Consider the following 16,407-nt stretch of genomic DNA (forward strand, 5'->3'; position numbering starts at 1 on the left):
CCTCGCCTCCGAAGGAAATCTTTATGGATATCGCTCGTCAGACGCAGGCTTTTCGCGGGTAAAGTTGCGATTCGGTATCGACTAGTGATACGTGAGTGATGCTCTCGTTCGTGATCAGTCAAGTGACGACACGTCATCGAGGGCCTCTCGGATCTCTATGGGCAGCACCACGTCCTCGGCCGGCAGGGCCCCGGTGAGCTGCGCGTGCGTACGGGCGCCGACGATGGCCGAGGCCACGCCCGGCTGGTCGCGCACCCATGACAGGGCCACGGCCAGCGGCGACACCCCCAGCCCGTCGGCCGCCGTCATGACGGACTCGACCACCCGGCGGCTCCTCTCGTCGAGGTAGGGGCGTACGAAATCGGCGAAGTGCGGGGCCGCGGCCCGGGAGTCGGCCGGGATGCCGGTGCGGTATTTCCCGGTCAGCACCCCCCGGCCCAGCGGAGACCAGGCCAGCACCCCGACGCCGAGATGGGCCGCGGCGGGCAGCAGCTCGCGTTCGGGCTCGCGGGCCAGCAACGAGTATTCCACCTGAGCCGAGGTGATCGGGATGCGTCCGGGGATCATTTTCTGGGTGACCGCCGCGGCGGCCAGCTGCCAGCCGCTGTAGTCGCACACGCCCGCGTAGACGGCCCGGCCGGAGGCGACGATCGCGTCGAGCGCGGCGAGCGTCTCCTCCAAAGGCACTTCCTCGTCGTAGGTGTGCAGCTGCCACAGGTCGACGTAGTCGAGCCCGAGGCGGTTGAGCGAGTCGTCGACCGCGGCGATCAGGTGGCGCCTGGAGGCGTCGCGCGGCCGCCGGCCCGCCGGCGTCACCACGGCCTTGGTGGAGATCACCAGCTCCGCGCGCGGCACCGAGTCGCGCAGCAGCCGGCCGAGGAGCCGCTCGGCGTCGCCGCCGGTGTAGACGTCCGCCGTGTCGACGAGCGTGCCGCCCGCGTCCACGAACGTGCGGAGCTGGGCGGCCGCCTCGTCCGCGTCGGTGTCACGGCCCCAGGTCATCGTGCCGAGCCCCAGCCGGGACACCGACAGGCCGCTGTGGCCGACATAGCGCTGCTCCATGATCCCGCCAGGTTACCGCTCGGGCGGCCTCGACGTCGTGCCTCGGCGGCCCGCGCCACCCACGCCCGTCCGCCCGGCTTCGACACGGTGATCGACGCCTGCGACACTTGCGGGGTGACCACGCTGCTACTGGCCCGGCACGGGCTGACCCACCTCACCGGGCCGGTGCTGGCCGGCCGCACTCCGGGGGTGCGGCTGAGCGAGGCGGGCCGGGTGCAGGCCGCCGCGCTCGCCGAGCGCATCGCGGGCGTCAGGCTGGACGCCATCGTCTCCAGCCCGCTCGAACGCTGCAGGGAAACGGCCGAAGCGGTGGCCGAGGGCCGGGAGCTCGGCGTGGAGGTCGACGAGCGGTTCATCGAGTGCGGTTACGGCGGCTGGACCGGGCGGCCGCTGAAGGAGCTCGCCCGCGAGCCGCTGTGGCAGGTGGTGCAGGCGCACCCGAGCGCGGCGACATTTCCGGATGGGGAGTCGCTGGCCGGAATGCAACAGAGGGCCGTCTCGGCGGTCCGGGAGTGGAATCAACGCCTGGGGGAGAAGGCTGTCTACCTGGTTTGCAGTCACGGCGACGTGATCAAGTCGATCGTCGCCGACGCTCTGGGGCTCCACCTGGATCAGTTTCAGCGGATAACGGCTGATCCGGCGGCTCTCACCGTCATTCGCTATGCCCCCTTGCGTCCCTTTGTTCTCAGACTCAACGATATGGGGGAATTGCGGCTTCCCGAGGATTCGGAGGAGAAAGACGGGGGAGAAAACATCACCGGGAGCGATGCCGCCGTCGGCGGCGGGTCCGGAACCACGTAAGGTCAGGCTATGCCGGTCTTCGACTACGACCCACCAGAGAGGTTCGTCGCCGGTGCCCTCGGGCAGCCGGGCGCGCGGGTTTTCTTTCTGCAGGCCAGGGCCGAGGGCAGACTGACCACGGTGGCGCTGGAGAAGCTACAGGTGGCCGCGCTCGCGGGCAGGCTGGACGAGTTGCTCGACGAGGTGCTGCGGCTCAGCGGGGGCACCGCGCACGTGCCCGCACTGGCGCCGGCCGACCTGGCCGACGACGCGCCGCTCGACGTGCCGGTCGCGGAGGACTTCCGGGTGGGCACCATGGCGCTGGCGTGGGACGCGGAGAGATCCCAGGTGGTGATCGAGGCGCAGGAGGTCATCGAGGAGGAAGATCTCGAGGGCCCGGACCCCGCGGTGCTGCGCGTGCGGATCAGCGCGGGCGCCGCGCGCGCCTTCACCCAGCGGGCCCTGCAGATCGTCGCGGCGGGCCGGCCGCCGTGCCCGCTGTGCGGGCAGCCTCTCGACGCCACCGGGCACGTCTGCGTGCGCCTCAACGGATACCGCGGGGGTGAGGCGGCTACGTGAGCGAGCGAAGCGAGGGAACAATCAGACGCAGCACCTTGGTCACGAGGCCGACGAAGGAGGCCTTGTGAGCGAGCGAAGCGAGGGAACAATCAGACGCAGCACCTTGGTCACGAGGCCGACGAAGGAGGCCTTGTGACCGCTCCGGAGAGCGAACCGGCCGTCAAACCGTCCAACCCGCCGGGCATGCATGACGAGGACGCCCTCACGCTGCTCCGCGACGGCCGCTTGGAGGTGGCCGGACGCCTCGTCGAGGCCACCAACATGACGCTCTACTGCTCGGTCAAGCTGGGCGACAGCTCGGCCGCCTGCGTCTACAAGCCGGTGCGCGGCGAGCGCCCGCTGTGGGACTTCCCCGACGGCACCCTGGCCGCCCGCGAGGTGGCCGCCTACGAGGTGTCGCAGGCGACCGGCTGGCGCATCGTGCCCCCGACGGTCTACCGCGAGGGCCCCTTCGGCCCCGGCATGGTGCAGCTGTGGATCGATACCGAGCGCGAGATCGACCTCATGCGGCTGGTCAAGAGCCGCAACCCGGTGGTGCGCCGGATGGCGGTGTTCGACGCGGTGGTCAACAACGCCGACCGCAAGGGCGGTCACCTGCTGCCGCTGCCGACGGGGCACGTCTACGGGGTGGACCACGGGGTGTGCTTCTCCGTCGAGGACAAGCTGCGCACGGTGCTGTGGCAGTGGCGCGGCAAGCCGCTGGCCAGGGAGGCGGTGGCCGTGCTGGCCAAGCTGGAGCGCGACCTGGAGTCCGGCGCGCTCGGGCGCAGGCTGCGCGAGCTGCTGACGCTGGCGGAGGTCGAGGCCACCTGGCAGCGGGTCAGGCGGCTGCTGGACACCGGCGTGCACCCCTACCCGTCGGAGGGCTGGCCCGCCATTCCCTGGCCCCCCATCTGATCGCCTGCGCCGGTTTAATACCCTTTGCCCATGTGCACGCTGATCGTGAGAACCGGGCAGCCACTGACCCTCATGGGTGTGAGAGACGAGTTCGCCGACCGTCCATGGGAAGGGCCGGGGGAGCACTGGCCGGACTACCCGGGCGTGATCGGCGGGCGTGACCTGAAGGCCGGGGGCACCTGGCTGGCTCTCCACCCGGCGGCCCGCCGCGCCGCCGCTCTCCTCAACGCCTCCGGCATCCCCGCGCCCGAGACGACGAAGATCTCGCGGGGCGACCTGGCGCTGCGGGCGGCCTACACGGGCGAGCTGCCCGACGCGGACCTGACCCGCTACGACCCTTTTCACCTGGTGCTCGCCGACCTGCCGGCCGATGGGGCGCGGGTGCGGCTGTTCAGCTGGGACGGCGAGCGCAGCACCGTCTCCGGCCTGCCCGAGGGCACCAGCATGATCGTCAACTCGGGCCTTGACCCGGCCAGCGAGCGGGTCGTCGCCTACCTGCCCAGATTCGAGACCGAGGTCTGGCGGGAGCTGATCACGGCGGCGCCGTCCGCCGACCCCGGCGCGCTCATCGTCCGCCATGAGCTCCCCGACGGCCGGGTCTTCGCCTCCCTGTCGGTGATGGAGGTCGCGCTCGCGCCGGACGGTGTGACGTACGACTTCACCGACCTGACCGCAGAACGGGACGGATAGGCTCAGGGACATGAGATCGTGGTCTGCCCAGAACGTTCCAAAGCTCCCTGGTGAGAGCATTCCGCTGCGTCTCTACGACACCTCCGCCCAGCAGGTGCGGCAGACCGATCCCGGGCCGACCGCCAGGATGTACGTCTGCGGCATCACCCCCTACGACGCCACGCACCTCGGCCACGCCAACACCTACCACGCCTTCGACCTGGTCGGCCGGCTGTGGCGGGACGCGGGCCACGAGGTCCACTACACGCAGAACGCCACCGACGTGGACGACCCGCTGCTGGAGCGCGCCGCCCAGACCGGCATCGGCTGGCAGGACCTGGCCGAGCGGGAGATCGAGCTGTTCCGCGGCGACATGGAGGCGCTGCGGATCCTGCCGCCCCGCGAATACGTCGGCGTCACCGAGGTCGTCGGCGGGGTGGCGGAGCTGATCGCCAAGCTGTCGGCCAAGGGCGTCACGTACTCCCTCAACGGCGACGTCTACTTCAGCGTGGCCGACGCCCCCAAGTTCGGCCAGGTGTCCGGCTACGACGAGACCGAGATGCTGGCCCTGTTCGCCGAGCGCGGCGGCGACCCGGACCGGGCCGGCAAGCGCCACCCGCTCGACTGGCTGCTGTGGCGGGCCGAGCGGCCGGGCGAACCGGCCTGGGAGTCGCCGCTGGGCAAGGGCCGCCCCGGCTGGCACATCGAGTGCACCGCGATCGCCCTGGACAACCTCGGCGCCGGCTACGACGTGGCGGGCGGCGGCTCCGACCTGATCTTCCCTCATCACGAGTGCGGCGCCTCCGAGGGGCACGCGGCCACGGGGGAGTGGCCGTTCGCCAAGTTCTACACGCACGCCGGCATGGTGGGCCTCGACGGCGAGAAGATGTCGAAGTCCAAGGGCAACCTGGTCTTCGTCTCCAAACTGCGCCGGGAGCACGACCCGATGGCGGTCAGGCTCGTGCTGCTGGCCCACCACTACCGCGCCGACTGGACCTACGTCCCCGCCCTGATCGCCGACGCCGAGCGCAGGCTGGCCCGCTGGCGCTCGGCCGTCCGCCTGGCCTCCGGCCCGGACGCCGGCGCGTTGCTGGCGCGAGTGCGTGAGCGCCTGGCCGACGACCTCGACTCGCCGGCCGCGCTGGCCGCGATCGATGCCTGGACCGAGGCCGCCCTCGCCGGCGGCGGCTCGGATCCCGACGCCCCCGCCCTGGTCAAGGACCTGGCCGACGCCCTGCTCGGCGTCGCGCTCTAACCCTCGCGAAAACCCGCGCCGGGACGGGCGCCGCGCTCGCGGCGCCCGTCCCCCGCTCAGGCCCGCACCCGCTCGAGCCGCTCGATCGCGGCCAGCTCGGCCGAGAACCACGCGATCGTGCGGCGCAGCCCCTCCTGGGCGGGCACCTTGGCCCGCCAGCCCAGCTGCTCGGCCGCCAGCGTCGTGTCCGGCCTCCTGACCTTGGGATCGTCGGCGGGCCGGTCGACGAACACGATCGGCGACGACGACCCGGCCAGCTCCCTGATCGTCGTGGCCAGCTCCAGCATGGTCAGCTCGTCCGGGTTGCCGATGTTGACCGGCCCGGCGAAGTCGCTGCGGGCCATGGCCAGGATGCCCGACACGGTGTCGTCCACGTAGCAGATCGAGCGGGTCTGCGCGCCGTCGCCGGTGATGGTGATCGGCTCGCCGGTCAGCGCCTGCCTGATGAACGTCGGGATCGCCCGCCCGTCGAACGGGCGCATGCGCGGGCCGTACGTGTTGAAGATCCGCACGATGCCGGTGTCGGTGCCGCGCGAGTGGCGGTAGGCCGTGGTCAGCGACTCGGCGAAGCGCTTGGCCTCGTCGTACACGCTGCGCGGGCCGACCGGGTTCACATTCCCCCAGTACGTCTCTTTCTGCGGGTGTTGGAGGGGGTCGCCGTACACCTCGCTGGTCGAGGCGAGCACGAACCTGGCGCCCTTCTCCCTGGCCAGCCCCAGCGCGTGCAGCGTGCCCACGCTGCCCACCCGCAGCGTCTCGATCGGATAGCGCAGGTAGTCGGCCGGCGAGGCGGCCGAGGCGAAGTGCAGGACGAGGTCCAGCCGGTCCGGCACGTGCACGAAGCCGGTCAGGTCGCACTCGATGAGCCGGAACTCCGGCCGGTCCATCAGATGCTCGACATTGCGCGGCCCGCCGGTCAGGAAGCTGTCCATGCAGACGACCTCCGCCCCCTCCTCCAGCAGCCGCTCGCACAGGTAAGAGCCGAGGAATCCGGAGCCCCCGGTGACCAGAGCCCTCATGACGTGACCTCCAACGCAGCGTCGACGACTTCGGAAACCTCGATCTTCAGCAGGCCGGGATCGACCCGCTGGCCGTGCGGATCCCCGTTGCGCCCGGCCCACAGCGCCACGTGGCGCCAGCCGGGCGGCGGGCCCCACAACGCCGGCGAGACCGGCCCGAACAACACCACCGACGGCACACAGAACGCCGTCGCCAGGTGCGCGACGCCGGTGTCGCCGCAGACCACCAGTTTGGCCCTGCTGACCAGGTCGATCAGGTCGGCCAGGCACGTCTGGCCGGCCAGCATGCGCTCGGGCGGCAGCCCGGCCAGCTCGGCGACCTTCCTGGCGATGGGCACCTCCTCGGCGGTGCCGGTGACGACGACGTCGTCCAGCGTGGCCGCGACCTGCGCGAACCGGTCGGGCGGCCAGCGCCGCGCCGGGAAGGCGGCCCCCGGGTGCACGATCGCCGGCCCCGTACGGTCGGAGATGCCGAGCGTCAGGTCGCCCGGATCGGCTGGGATGCCGTGCCACTCCAGCAGCCCGCACCAGCGCCGCACCTCGTGCACGCCGTCCTGCCACGGCGGTCCCGTGCCGAAGCTGATCAGCCGCGCCGGCTCGGTGCGCCGCAGCGCGTCGATGCTCTGCGGCCCCTTTCCATGCAGGTTGACCGCGATGTCCGGCCGCTCGAACGGCACCCTGTCCATCGGTACGGGGCCCGGCCCCGACACATCCACGTGGCCGTCCACCGCGCCGGTCAGCGGCAGCAGGGCCTCCAGCGTCCGCGGCGCGGCCAGGGTGATCCGGTGCCGCGGGAACGCCTGGCGCAGGGCCCGCAGCGCGGGCACGGCCGTGAGCAGATCGCCGAGACCGAGCCCGCGCAGCACCAAGAGCTCTAGGGCCATGACGTCTCCGTCGAGGGGCACACGACGAGCTCTCTCACCTCGCATCCGGCCGGCTGCCGCAGCGCGAACACCACGGTCTGCGCGACGTCGGCCGGATCGTTCAGCCCAGCCTCGGGACCCGGTTTGTACTGTTCCGGCCGCCCGTCGAAGAAGCTCGTCCGCATGCCGCCCGGAATGAGCAGGGTCACCCCCACCTCGCCGCGCAGCTCCACCGCCAGCGCCCGGGTGAGGCCGACGACGCCGAACTTCGACGCCGAGTACGCCGACGCGTCGCTCAGCGGCCGCAGCCCCAGCGTGGACGCGCAGGTGACGACCCTGCCGCGGGTGTGCTTCAGGTACGGCAGTGCCGCACGGACGACGGACGCGGTGCCGAGCAGGTTCACCTTGATGACCCGCTCCCAGTCGTCGGCCGGCACGTCCTCCAGACGCCCGCACGCGTCGATGCCCGCGGCCGTCACCACGCCGTCCAGGCCGCCGGCCCGCTCGGCCAGCTCGCGTACCGCCCGCTCGGCCTCGCCGCGGTCGGCCAGGTCGGCGGTGACATGATCGAAGCGCTGGTCCGGCTCTCGGACGTCGACGACCAGCGCCCGCCAGCCCTCCTTCTCCACGGCCTCGGCGGTGGCCAGACCGAGCCCGGAGGCTCCCCCGGTAATCAAGATGTTCACTGGATCTCCCTGATCAGATTCGTTGTCGAACGTCCCGGCAGGGTGCTCAGCACGACGATCTGCGCGCCGAGCCTGGCCAGGACCTCGGATTCGGGCAGGACCTCCCCCTCGTAGTCGCCGCCCTTCACCCACACGTCGGGGCGCAGCAGCTCGATGGCGCGGGCCGGGGTGTCCTCCTCGAACACCAGCACGGCGTCCACGCAGCCGAGCGCCCTGAGCACCTCCACCCGGTCACGCGCGTCCACGATGGGTCGCGCGGGGCCCTTCAGCCGGCGTACCGAGGCGTCGGAGTTGACGCAGACGACGAGCGCGTCGCCCAGCGCCCTGGCCCGCCGCAACAGGCTCACATGGCCCGCGTGCAGCAGGTCGAAGCAGCCGCCCGTGGCGATCAGCCGGCCGCCGTTGGCGCGGGTGAGCCTGGCCACCTCCAGCGCCGTGCGGGGCCGGTCGCCGAGCCGCTGCTCCTGGATCTTGATGGAGGCGGCACCGCCGCGCTCCACGAAACGAGACGCCTCGCCGACGCCGATCGCCACCGCGTCCGCGGCGCCGTGGCCGTCGCGCAGCGCCAGGGCCGCGGCGGCGGCCAGCCGGTCGCCCGCGCCGCACGCGTCGTGGCCGCCGGCCCGCACGGGCGGCGGCACCCGGATGAGCGGCCCGCCCTCGACGGCCAGCGCGGCCCCGCACGCGCCCGTCGTGACGGCCACCGCCCTGGCCCGCAGCTCCCGCACCAGCCGGCGGGCGGCCTGGTCGGGGCTGCGGTAGGCGGACGGGCACAACACCCGCGCCTCGGCCTCGCTCGGCGTCAGCAGCGCGCAGCCCGGCATGGGGCGCTCGCCTCTCGGGTGCGGGTCCCACACCACCGGCACGGCGCTGTCGCGCAGCAACTCGCCGGCCATCTTGGCCACGCCTCTGCCGTAGTCGGACACCAGCACCGCGCCGGCCCCGGCGATCGCCTCAGCGGCCGCCTGGCTGGGGGCGTACCTGGCCGTGCCATCCCCGGTGTCCAGCCTGACCAGCGTCTGGCCTCTGGCCCTGACCCTGGTCTTGCGTACGGTGCCGCCGCGCAGCGGCAGCCGTACCAGGTCGAGCTCTCCCGACAGCAGCCCGCACAGGCGGTGCCCGTCCGGGTCGTCGCCGATCGCGGTGATCAGCACGACGTCGGCGCCGTCGCGGGCGGCCAGCAGCGCGGCCAGGCCGGCCCCGCCGGGGCGCGCCTGCTCGGCGGTGAGGTCCACCACCGGGACGGGCGCGTCCGGGCACAGCCGCTCCGCCTCGCCCTCGACGTCCACATCGAGCAACGTGTCCCCGAGCACCACGAGCGGACCCATTAGAGCGCCTCCTCCATCGCATCACACAGCAAGTGGATCAGCGCGAGGTGCACCTCCTGCACGGTCGCCGTCTCCTCAGCCGGCACGGCCACCGCGTCGTCGCACAGTCCGGCCAGCGGATTGGGCGCCGGCCCGGTCATGGCCCAGGCCAGAATCCCGCCCTCCTGCGCCGCCTTGGCCGCGGCCAGCACGTTCGGGCTGGTGCCGCTGGTGGACAGGCACAGCAGCACGTCGCCGGGCCGGCCGTGCGCGCGCACCTGGCGGGCGTAGACCTCCTCGGCGCCGAAGTCGTTGGCGATCGCCGTCAGCGACGAGCCGTCGGCGTGCAGCGGGATCGCCGCGTACGGCGGCCGGTCGTCCCTGAACCGGCCCACCAGCTCGGCCGTCAGGTGCTGCGCCTCGGCCGCCGAGCCGCCGTTGCCGCAGACCAGCAGCCGGCCCCCGGAGCTCAGCACGCCGGCCAGCTTCGCGCCCCACGCGCGCACCCCGGCCGCCTGGCCGTCGACCTTCTCCAGCGTGGTCCAGAGCTTTTCCAGATGAACGTCCACGATCAACCCCCCAGAGCCGCCAGACCGCACAGCTTGCCGTCGATGACCTGCGTGTACACGGCCTCGGTCCGCTCGGCCACGTGGGGCCAGCCGTACCTCTCTCGGGCCCGCCTGGCCCCCGCCGCCCCGAGCCCGGCCCGCTTGTCCGGGTCGCCGAGCACGTCCTTCAGCGCCCTGGCCAGCGCGCGCGGGCGGCGGGGCGGCACCAGCACGCCGCAGCCGGCGACCGTGTCCAGGTGCCCGCCGACCGCGGAGGCCACGACGGGGACGCCGCACGCCATCGCCTCGACCGGGACCATGCCGAACGGCTCGTACCACGGCACCGTCACCACGACGTCGGCCGCGCGCATGAGCGCCGGCACCTGCGCGCGTGGCACGCTGCCGATCACGTGCACCCGCTCGTCGAGGCCGTACGCGGCGGCCAGCTCGCGCAGCCTGACGGCCTCCGCGTCGTCGGGGCTGCCGCCGGCGATCACCAGGTCGGCGCCCGGCAGCCGGTGCAGCGCCGCGATGACGGTGTCCACGCCCTTGCGCGGCACCATCCGGCCGATGCACAGGATCATCTGCCCCCCCGGGCGCGGCGCCACCGGCCCGTCCGGGCAGAACGCCGTCAGGTCCACCCCGCACGGCACGACCATGATCCGCTGCGCGGGAACGCCCATCGCGCACAGCTCGCCCACCTCGTCGCTGCAGGTGGCGAGCACCGCGTCGGCCCGCTTGCCGATCTCGCGCTCGGTGTCGAGGCGGTGCGCCGGGCTGGTGTCCGCCTCGCCCTGCCAGCGCCGCTTGACCGTGCCCAGGGCGTGGAACGTCTGCACCACGGGGATGCCGTCGGCCGCCGCCTGCAGCGCCGCCTGCCCGCTCATCCAGAAGTGGGCGTGCGCGATGTCCGGCGGATCGATCGCCCAGTGGTCGGCGAGGCGGTCGGTGAACTCCGGCATGTACGGTGGCAGCTCGTCCTTCGGTATCGGCACCGGGGGACCGGCCGGCACGTACTCGACCGTGACGCCGGGCGCCAGGGGCACCGACGCCGGCTGCGACGTCGACGTGCGCCGGGTGTGGACCGTGATCGTGTGCCCGCGCTCGGCCAGCGCGACGGCCAGCGCGGCGACGTGCACGTTCTGGCCGCCCGCGTCGACGCCGCCGACCGCGGCCAGCGGGTCGGCGTGCTCGGAGATGAGATCGACCTTCACTGAGTCAGCTCCCTCACTGCCTTGACCACCTGCTCACTTGTCACCTGGGACAGGCATGGGTGTCCGGGGATCGGGCACGTGCGCGCCCTGCTGTCCTTGCAGGGCGCCTGCTGATCGCCGAGCAGCACCGCGGGTACCCCGTACGGGGCCCACCGCGCCGCCGGGACGACGGGGGCGAAGAGGCTCACGACCGGCGTGCCGACCGCCGCGGCCAGGTGCGCGGGGCCGGTGTTGCCGGCCACGAGCACGCTGGCGTGTTCCAGCACGGCGGCCAGTTCGCCGAGAGTGGTCGCGCCGCCGAGGTCGGCTGCGTGGTCGCCGGCCACGTAGGCCGTGAGATCACGCTCCGTGCCGGTCACGACGACGCGATGCCCGTCTTGCGCCAGCTCGCGCACGGCCTGCCGATGCTTTTCGGCCGGCCATGTCCTCGCGGGCGCCGACGTCCCCGGGTGCACCACGACATACGTGCTTTTGCCGGCATCGGCGCCGACGCTGGGCAAATGCCCCGTAAATTTGTCTATATCCGGCAATGGCCGCTGAACAGCGAGTTTGCCGTCATCGCCCGGTGGCAGCTCGAACCCCGCCGCCCGCGCCACGGCCAGCATCCGCTCGGCCTCGGGCACGTCGAGGCTCTCGTCCACGACGTGGCGCACGTCGAGCAGCGAGCCGGGGTAGTCGTTGCTGATCGCCGTGATCCTGCGGACGCCGGCCAGCCTGAGCAGCAGTGCCAGCGGGAGCGCCGACTGGTGGAACGAGGTGAGGACCACCGCCTCGTCGATGCCGTGCAGCCGCCCGACCAGGCCGGCGACGTGCGCCTTGCTGACGGGCGGGGGAGTGTGGTCGATCCACGGTGCCTGCCACTCCACGACGTGGTCCAGGCCGGGCAGCAGCTCCGCGGCCGCCCTGCCGTTCGGGCCGGCCAGGAAGACGACCTCCTCGGCCAGCGTGCGCACGGCCCGGACGGCGGGGCCGGTCAGTAGCACGTCCCCGGCGTCGTCGAGCCGCGCCACCAGCACCCGCCCCCGGCCGCCGGCGCTCTTGGCGGCGGCCCGTTCGGTCTGCTCGGCCCTCGCCCTCGCGGGCGTGGCCTTCACGGCGGAGCCGCATCTCGCGGCGCCCACCGTCGTGCACGGGCCCACACCGTACAGCACCGCTCCCGGCACGCGAGCGCTCATCGCCGCACCCTCCATTCCCCCCGCAGCCGGTGCGCGCATGCGACCGGCGGGATCACCACGCTGGTGACGACCATCCGCCACACCTCATCGGGGGTACGCGGCCCCGGCGCGATCCGCCGCCACGCGAACTCCGCCGTCAAGGCGGCCCACACCGCCCCGGCGAGTCCGGCCAGGACCGCCGGGCCCCGCCCCAGGGCCTCGCGGCGAGCCCCGATGACACCCCGTGCGGCCAGGATCAGCGCCGCCAGCCCAGCCGCCGTGGTGACCGCGTGCGTTCGCAGCCGCCCACGGCCGCCGCCGATGGCCGCCCGCCATCCGGGCCCGTGCACGTGCCGCATCAGCGCGTCGTCGGCGTTGCCCCGCTGGAAGCGCACGCTGGCCCAGAACCCGTCCGGCCGCACCGGATGCGCCGTCACCCGGTCGCCGCGCACGAGCCGGTGGCCCGCCCGCGCGACCCGCAGCGCGAGGTCGGCGTCCTCCCGGTAGGCCCGGGGGAAGCGTTCGTCGAATCCGCCGACCGCCTCCAGCACCGATCGCCGGTAGGCCATGTCGGCCGTCACCCACAGCGCCCGCGCCAGCCCGGCGGTGTTGCGCTCGGCGTCGGTCGGCCGCCGGCCGGACGGCAGCGGCACCACGATGCGCCCCTGGCTGCCCGCCACGTCCTCGGGCAGGTCCACCAGGTCCTTCCAGACCGTCTCGGCCCACCCGGGTTCGGGGATCACGTCGTCGTCGAGGAACACCACCCAGGGCGTGTCCGCGGCCCGCCACCCGGCGTTGCGCGCCGCGGCGGGTCCCCGGCCGCCCGATCGGACGACTCGTAGGCGCTCATGAGAAAAGGACGGCAGCGTCACACCACGCTCCTTCGTGCGACTGCCACCGCCACAACGAAGAGTACCCGCTCGATCGCGATCCGTAACCCGATCGTCCACCACGATCACCGGCACCCCGGAGCCCACGGCGGCGACCGTGTCGCCGAGCGTCGGCCGTCCGATGGTGGGGATCACGACGGTGATCACGAGGCGAACACCTCCCCGCGCCGCACCACGTACGGCCCGAGCACGAGCACGTCCACCGGCGCCGACCCGAAGCATTCGAGCGCGTCACGCGGGTCGTCCACCATGGGCCGCCCCGCGGTGTTCAGGCTCGTGTTGACGATCACCGGCAGCCCCGTGCGGGCCTCGAACTCCGCCAGCACCCGCGCCATCAGCGGCTCGGCGGCGGGGGAGACCGTCTGGATGCGGGCGGTCCCGTCCACGTGCACGACCGCCGGGATGCGTGCCGCCCAGTCCGGGTGCACGTCGTGCACGAACAGCATGTACGGCGACGGCACGGGCCCCCGTCCGAAGATCTGGGCCGCCCGCGACTCCAGCACCATCGGCGCGATCGGCCGGAACTGCTCACGGCCCTTCACGTCGTTGAGCCGCTCGGTGTTGTGCGCGTGCCCGGGATGGGCCAGCAGCGACCGGTGCCCGAGCGCCCGCGGCCCGTACTCGGCCCGCCCCTGGAACCAGGCCACGATCTTGTCGGCGGCCAGCTCGGCGGCCACCGCCGCGGCCAGGTCGGCGGGCCGGGTGTGCGGCACGCGGGCCACCTCCAGCCACGCCCCCAGCTCCTCGTCGGTGAAGCCGCGCCCCAGCGCCGCGGTCGGCATGGGGGCGGCCGGCTCGCCGTAGGCCTGCGCCAGGTGCAGCGCGCCGCCCAGCGCGGTCCCGGAGTCGCCGGCCGCGGGCTGTGCCCACACCTCGTCGAACGGCCCCTCGTCCAGCAGCCGGGTGTTGGCCACGCAGTTCAGCGCCACGCCGCCGGCCAGCGCGAGCCGCCGCTCGCCGGTGCGCCCGTGCAGCCAGCGCACGAGCTCCATGAGCACCTCCTCCAGCCTGGCCTGCACGCTGGCGGCCAGGTCGGCGTGGTCGGAGGTCCAGGCGCCGCCCTTGGGCAGGGCCTTGGCGTAGAGGTTCCAGTCGACGGGCTCGACGCGGAAACCGCCGTCGCCGGTCGGGTAGATCGCCTCGCGCAGCGCCTCCAGGTGGCGGGGCGTGCCGTAGGAGGCCATCGCCATGACCTTGTACTCGTCGCAGGAGCGCAGGAAGCCGAGGTGCTCGGTGACGTCCTCGTACATGAGGCCGAGGGAGTGCGGCAGCTCCTGGGTGGCCAGGACGTCCAGCTCGCCGTCGCGGTAGCGGCCCGCCAGGTGGGAGACGTTCTCGCCACGGCCGTCGCACACCAGCACCGCGCAGTCGCGTCCCTCCGTCGACCATTGGCAGGCCAGCCCCGCCGAGGCGGCGTGCGCCACGTGATGCGGCACGTAGCGGACCTGGCCGGGGTCCAAGCCCGGCAATGCCGTGGCAAGGAACAGCGGAGCGCGCACCGCGTACGTCGTGCGCAGGTCCTCCCAGTCGCCGTCCGGGCGCTGCGTCACCAGCGCCGGGTCGTACGAATAGGCGACCGCGTCGATGTCCTCGGGGGCGAGACCCGCCTCGCTCAGGCACCAGGCGGCGGCCTGCTCGGGCAGTTCCCACGCCGAGAACGCCACCGGCCGCTTGCCGTGCTTGCGGCGGCTGAAGCGTTCCTCCTCCGCCGCGGCCACGATCCTCCCGTCGGCCACCAGTGCCGCCGCCGGGTCATGAAAGATCGCGTTAATGCCGAGAAATCGCATATGTCCCCCCTCGGGATGTCGTGAACGGCTACCGAGAGAAGCGGTCCTCAAACCTGCCGCAGGCCCCGGAGGTGCGGAAACAGGTGCGGCGCCCTGCGCTTTGTCACTGTAAGTAGTTGTTTGCCGGTTCGGTCCCCGGGTAGCTGCCCGGCATGCGACGGAGGTGAAAGGTGTTCGAAAAGCGACGTCCCGGCGCCGTGCTCTTCGATCGGGACGGGACCTTGATCAGGGACGTGCCCTACAACGGCGACCCGAGGCGGGTCGAGCCGATGCCGGGCGCGCTGGAGGCGCTGGGCCGGCTGCGCCGCGCCGAGGTGCCGGTGGCCGTGGTGACCAACCAGTCGGGCGTGGCCAAGGGCCTGGTCTCCCCGGACGAGATGGACCAGGTGAACGCGAGGGTGGAGGAGCTGCTCGGCCCGTTCGACGCGTGGGCGATCTGCGTCCACGACGACGCCGACGGCTGCACCTGCCGCAAACCCGCGCCCGGGCTCGTGATCAGGGCCGCCGCCGTGCTCGACGTCAGCCCCCGCGACTGCGTGGTGGTCGGCGACATCGGCAGGGACATGGAGGCCGCCAGGGCCGCCGGCGCCAGGGGCATCCTCGTCCCGACCGAGCAGACGCGACCGGAGGAGATCGAGCAGGCCCCCGAGGTCGCCGACGACCTGACCGACGTCGTGGACCGTGTGCTCAGCGACGCCGAAGGCCCCGTGCCCGCCGGCGCCCGCGTCTCCGCGCCGTGGGCCCGCGCCATGGGCTGGAGCCGCTGGTGAGGATCCTCCTCTGGCACGTGCACGGCTCCTGGACGAGCGCCTTCATCCGCGGCAGGCACACGTACGTGCTGCCGCTCGTCCCCGGTCGGGGTCCGGACGGGCGGGGGCGGGCGGCCACTTACGACTGGCCGGACAGCGCCCGCGAGGTGCCGTGGGACCGGCTCCGCGACGAGCCCGTCGACGTGGCCGTCTACCAGCGGCCGCACGAGATCGACCTGGCCCGCGCATGGCTCGGCCGCGACGTGCCGGGAATCTACGTCGAGCACAACACGCCCAAGGGCGACGTGCCCGCCACCCGGCACCCGCTGGCCGGCCAGGCCGGCATCACGCTCGTCCACGTCACCCACTTCAACGACCTCTACTGGGACAACGGCAAGGCGCCCACGCGCGTCATCGAGCACGGCGTCCCGGACCCCGGCCACCTCTACACGGGCGAGCTGCCCCGGGCCGGCGTCGTGGTCAACGAGCCGGTGCGCCGCACCCGGGTCGCCGGCACCGACCTGCTGCCACGCTTCGCCGAGCGGGTCCCGCTCGACGTGTTCGGCATGAAGGTGAACGGGCTGCCGTACCGGGCCTACGAGGACCTGCCGCAGCACGTCATGCACGCCGAGCTGGCCAGGCGGCGGGTCTACCTGCACCCCTACCGGTGGACCTCCCTGGGGCTGGCCCTCATCGAGGCCATGACCCTGGGCATGCCGGTCGTCGGGCTGGCCGCCACCGAGGCCGTCGAAGCGGTGCCGCCGGAGGCCGGGGTGCTGTCCACGAAGGTCCACGTGCTGGCCGACGCCCTGCACGCCTTCGCCGCCGACCCCGAGAGCGCCGCGCAGGCCGGCAAGGCGGCGCGGGCCGCGGCGCTGGCCCGCTACGGGCTCGGCCGGTTCCTGTCCGACTGGGACCGGCTGCTCGGCGAGGTATGACCGCCTGCGG

Annotated in this window: 17 protein-coding genes; 7 read left to right on the forward strand and 10 right to left on the reverse strand. The window is 73.2% G+C overall.

Annotated elements, in window-relative coordinates; all coding sequences use genetic code 11:
• Nucleotides 1-114: 114 nt before the first annotated feature.
• Complete coding sequence (locus ACTWQA_RS17645; protein WP_327580951.1) at nucleotides 115-1,062, reverse strand: aldo/keto reductase; 948 nt, start codon at nucleotides 1,060-1,062, stop codon at nucleotides 115-117.
• Nucleotides 1,063-1,176: 114 nt separating this feature from the next.
• Between ACTWQA_RS17645 and ACTWQA_RS17650 the strand changes: the two genes are divergently transcribed.
• From ACTWQA_RS17650 to mshC, 5 genes are all read left to right on the forward strand, one after another.
• Nucleotides 1,177-1,863 (forward strand): histidine phosphatase family protein, encoded by a 687-nt coding sequence (locus ACTWQA_RS17650; RefSeq protein WP_443160283.1) that lies wholly within the window; start codon nucleotides 1,177-1,179, stop codon nucleotides 1,861-1,863.
• Nucleotides 1,864-1,872: 9 nt separating this feature from the next.
• Entirely contained in the window at nucleotides 1,873-2,421 is a 549-nt protein-coding gene (locus tag ACTWQA_RS17655) for a DUF3090 domain-containing protein (RefSeq protein ID WP_443160284.1), read from the forward strand.
• A 183-nt stretch (nucleotides 2,422-2,604) separates the two neighbouring features.
• Entirely contained in the window at nucleotides 2,605-3,318 is a 714-nt protein-coding gene (locus ACTWQA_RS17660) for an SCO1664 family protein (RefSeq protein ID WP_443160356.1), read from the forward strand.
• Between the two features lie 30 nt (nucleotides 3,319-3,348).
• Complete coding sequence (locus ACTWQA_RS17665) at nucleotides 3,349-4,008, forward strand: NRDE family protein (protein ID WP_443160285.1); 660 nt, start codon at nucleotides 3,349-3,351, stop codon at nucleotides 4,006-4,008.
• A 10-nt stretch (nucleotides 4,009-4,018) separates the two neighbouring features.
• The gene (gene mshC / locus ACTWQA_RS17670; RefSeq protein WP_443160286.1) at nucleotides 4,019-5,242 is read left to right on the forward strand and encodes a cysteine--1-D-myo-inosityl 2-amino-2-deoxy-alpha-D-glucopyranoside ligase; all 1,224 of its coding nucleotides are present in this window, start codon (nucleotides 4,019-4,021) and stop codon (nucleotides 5,240-5,242) included.
• Nucleotides 5,243-5,298: 56 nt separating this feature from the next.
• Here mshC and ACTWQA_RS17675 read toward each other — a convergent pair whose 3' ends face one another.
• From ACTWQA_RS17675 to ACTWQA_RS17715, 9 genes are read right to left on the reverse strand one after another with little or no spacing between them, the layout of a single operon-like run.
• The gene (locus tag ACTWQA_RS17675) at nucleotides 5,299-6,261 is read right to left on the reverse strand and encodes a UDP-glucuronic acid decarboxylase family protein (RefSeq protein ID WP_443160287.1); all 963 of its coding nucleotides are present in this window, start codon (nucleotides 6,259-6,261) and stop codon (nucleotides 5,299-5,301) included.
• A complete protein-coding gene (locus tag ACTWQA_RS17680; RefSeq protein ID WP_305921416.1) occupies nucleotides 6,258-7,145 on the reverse strand; it encodes a glycosyltransferase family 9 protein in 888 nt (295 codons plus the stop codon). Before ACTWQA_RS17680 ends, ACTWQA_RS17675 begins: the two co-directional genes overlap by 4 nt.
• Nucleotides 7,136-7,810, reverse strand: a complete 675-nt coding sequence (locus ACTWQA_RS17685; protein ID WP_305921417.1) for an SDR family oxidoreductase — start codon at nucleotides 7,808-7,810, stop codon at nucleotides 7,136-7,138. The genes ACTWQA_RS17680 and ACTWQA_RS17685 overlap by 10 nt, the downstream gene beginning before the upstream one ends.
• Nucleotides 7,807-9,138: a PfkB family carbohydrate kinase gene (locus tag ACTWQA_RS17690; protein WP_443160288.1), complete on the reverse strand. Its 1,332-nt coding sequence runs from the start codon at nucleotides 9,136-9,138 to the stop codon at nucleotides 7,807-7,809. The genes ACTWQA_RS17685 and ACTWQA_RS17690 overlap by 4 nt, the downstream gene beginning before the upstream one ends.
• On the reverse strand, nucleotides 9,138-9,686 hold the full coding sequence (locus tag ACTWQA_RS17695) for a D-sedoheptulose-7-phosphate isomerase (protein WP_443160289.1): 549 nt from the start codon (nucleotides 9,684-9,686) through the stop codon (nucleotides 9,138-9,140). The genes ACTWQA_RS17690 and ACTWQA_RS17695 overlap by 1 nt, the downstream gene beginning before the upstream one ends.
• 2 nt (nucleotides 9,687-9,688) lie before the next feature.
• Nucleotides 9,689-10,879 carry a glycosyltransferase gene (locus tag ACTWQA_RS17700; RefSeq protein ID WP_443160290.1) on the reverse strand — a complete coding sequence of 397 codons (1,191 nt, stop codon included), beginning with the start codon at nucleotides 10,877-10,879 and terminating at the stop codon, nucleotides 9,689-9,691.
• Entirely contained in the window at nucleotides 10,876-12,054 is a 1,179-nt protein-coding gene (locus ACTWQA_RS17705; RefSeq protein ID WP_443160291.1) for a glycosyltransferase family 9 protein, read from the reverse strand. The genes ACTWQA_RS17700 and ACTWQA_RS17705 overlap by 4 nt, the downstream gene beginning before the upstream one ends.
• Nucleotides 12,051-13,070: a glycosyltransferase family 2 protein gene (locus ACTWQA_RS17710; RefSeq protein WP_443160292.1), complete on the reverse strand. Its 1,020-nt coding sequence runs from the start codon at nucleotides 13,068-13,070 to the stop codon at nucleotides 12,051-12,053. Before ACTWQA_RS17710 ends, ACTWQA_RS17705 begins: the two co-directional genes overlap by 4 nt.
• The gene (locus ACTWQA_RS17715; protein ID WP_443160293.1) at nucleotides 13,067-14,710 is read right to left on the reverse strand and encodes a carbamoyltransferase family protein; all 1,644 of its coding nucleotides are present in this window, start codon (nucleotides 14,708-14,710) and stop codon (nucleotides 13,067-13,069) included. The genes ACTWQA_RS17710 and ACTWQA_RS17715 overlap by 4 nt, the downstream gene beginning before the upstream one ends.
• Before the next feature lie 170 nt (nucleotides 14,711-14,880).
• On the opposite strand from ACTWQA_RS17715, the gene ACTWQA_RS17720 reads away from it, so the two are divergent.
• The gene (locus ACTWQA_RS17720) at nucleotides 14,881-15,480 is read left to right on the forward strand and encodes a D-glycero-alpha-D-manno-heptose-1,7-bisphosphate 7-phosphatase (protein WP_327580963.1); all 600 of its coding nucleotides are present in this window, start codon (nucleotides 14,881-14,883) and stop codon (nucleotides 15,478-15,480) included.
• A complete protein-coding gene (locus ACTWQA_RS17725) occupies nucleotides 15,477-16,397 on the forward strand; it encodes a glycosyltransferase (RefSeq protein ID WP_443160294.1) in 921 nt (306 codons plus the stop codon). The genes ACTWQA_RS17720 and ACTWQA_RS17725 overlap by 4 nt, the downstream gene beginning before the upstream one ends.
• Nucleotides 16,398-16,407: the final 10 nt, after the last annotated feature.

It is taken from the genome of Nonomuraea sp. 10N515B (assembly GCF_052245915.1).
Classification (GTDB): Bacteria; Actinomycetota; Actinomycetes; order Streptosporangiales; family Streptosporangiaceae; genus Nonomuraea.